This window comes from Aquibacillus salsiterrae, assembly GCF_028416595.1.
Taxonomy (GTDB): domain Bacteria; phylum Bacillota; class Bacilli; order Bacillales; family Amphibacillaceae; genus Aquibacillus_A; species Aquibacillus_A salsiterrae.
The window spans coordinates 1-1,541 of record NZ_JAMQKC010000057.1; the positions used below are offsets into that span (position 1 = coordinate 1).

A 1,541-nucleotide genomic window follows, 5' to 3' on the forward strand; every position below is an offset into this window, starting at 1 on the left:
CTAATCTAGCTTCGGCTCCCAATAGCTAGCGTATAGTTAATCCATCATTTCGCACTTGAAGTTCAAAGTGCTACATGCTGTCTTATCTATCCGTACGCTATTAAACAGTCGCCTACACTTTTTCTTTTAACATACTGGTTGTTTTGTTCAGTTTTCAAAGATCAATTAATGGTGGAGCCTAGCGGGATCGAACCGCTGACCTCCTGCGTGCAAAGCAGGCGCTCTCCCAGCTGAGCTAAGGCCCCATAATGGACTATTTAAATGGTCGGGAAGACAGGATTTGAACCTGCGACCCCTTGGTCCCAAACCAAGTGCTCTACCAAGCTGAGCTACTTCCCGTAAAAATGGCGCGCCCGAGAGGAGTCGAACCCCTAACCTTTTGATCCGTAGTCAAACGCTCTATCCAATTGAGCTACGGGCGCTTTAAATGTTTCACTTTCAAAAAAACATTTGGTGCCGAGGGCCGGACTTGAACCGGCACGATAGTCACCTACCGCAGGATTTTAAGTCCTGTGTGTCTGCCAATTCCACCACCCCGGCATGGCATATAATGTATCTATGGAGCGGAAGACGGGATTCGAACCCGCGACCCCCACCTTGGCAAGGTGGTGTTCTACCACTGAACTACTTCCGCGCAATGCGGGTGGAGGGACTTGAACCCCCACGTCATAAGACACTAGATCCTAAGTCTAGCGCGTCTGCCAATTCCGCCACACCCGCATAATGAATTTTTTCTAAGTGAAAAAACCCGGATGAGCCATGAAGGATTCGAACCTTCGACCCTCTGATTAAAAGTCAGATGCTCTACCGACTGAGCTAATGGCTCACAATTACCTAAAGTGGTGCCGGCCAGAGGACTTGAACCCCCAACCTACTGATTACAAGTCAGTTGCTCTACCAATTGAGCTAGGCCGGCATATGGTGGAGGATGCAGGGCTCGAACCTGCGACCCCCTGCTTGTAAGGCAGGTGCTCTCCCAGCTGAGCTAATCCTCCATACATATATAAAGCCTGGCGACGTCCTACTCTCACAGGGACAAAGTCCCAACTACCATCGGCGCAAAAGAGCTTAACTACTGTGTTCGGCATGGGAACAGGTGTGACCTCTTTGCTATAGCCACCAGACATATTATTTTCAAGGACAAAATATATTATATTGATATTAATTATAAAATGCAAGTATTTTTTAGTTAATATCAATATATTTCTTGTAATACCTTGAAAACTAGATAAGAAGTTGGTACAAGACATTTAACAGTCGCCTTCACTTTTTCAGTCTAGTTCCGGCTCCCAAATCCTCTCGTTATAAGCAATACCTCTCCAAGGGTAGAAATTCACACCCTTTCCGCGGTCTTGCTTATCCCGGCGGATTTAACCGGTCGCCTTCACTTCCTAATTCAGTCCAGCTACGCGGGCTTATTTTTAGTTAAGTCCTCGATCGATTAGTATCCGTCAGCTGCACATGTTGCCATGCTTCCACCTCGGACCTATCAACCTCATCGTCTCTGAGGGATCTTACTCATTTAAAATGATGGGAAGTCT

9 tRNA genes and 2 rRNA genes are annotated in these 1,541 nt (G+C 46.9%); all 11 read right to left on the reverse strand.

The annotated features are described in order from the left end of the window. Positions 1-169: 169 nt before the first annotated feature. Positions 170-245: transfer RNA gene (locus tag NC799_RS18225), tRNA-Ala, on the reverse strand. A 17-nt stretch (positions 246-262) separates the two neighbouring features. After that, a tRNA-Pro gene (locus tag NC799_RS18230) sits at positions 263-339 on the reverse strand. A gap of 6 nt (positions 340-345) precedes the next feature. Continuing rightward, a tRNA-Arg gene (locus NC799_RS18235) sits at positions 346-422 on the reverse strand. Positions 423-451: 29 nt separating this feature from the next. Beyond that, positions 452-540, reverse strand: a tRNA-Leu gene (locus NC799_RS18240). A gap of 19 nt (positions 541-559) precedes the next feature. Continuing rightward, positions 560-634 (reverse strand) — tRNA-Gly (locus NC799_RS18245). Positions 635-638: 4 nt separating this feature from the next. After that, positions 639-720, reverse strand: a tRNA-Leu gene (locus NC799_RS18250). A 33-nt stretch (positions 721-753) separates the two neighbouring features. Then, a tRNA-Lys gene (locus NC799_RS18255) sits at positions 754-826 on the reverse strand. A 14-nt stretch (positions 827-840) separates the two neighbouring features. Beyond that, a tRNA-Thr gene (locus NC799_RS18260) sits at positions 841-916 on the reverse strand. A gap of 3 nt (positions 917-919) precedes the next feature. Further along, positions 920-995: transfer RNA gene (locus NC799_RS18265), tRNA-Val, on the reverse strand. Between the two features lie 13 nt (positions 996-1,008). Next, positions 1,009-1,124 (reverse strand): 5S ribosomal RNA (gene rrf, locus NC799_RS18270). A 297-nt stretch (positions 1,125-1,421) separates the two neighbouring features. Beyond that, positions 1,422-1,541, reverse strand: a 23S ribosomal RNA gene (locus NC799_RS18275); the annotation flags it as partial.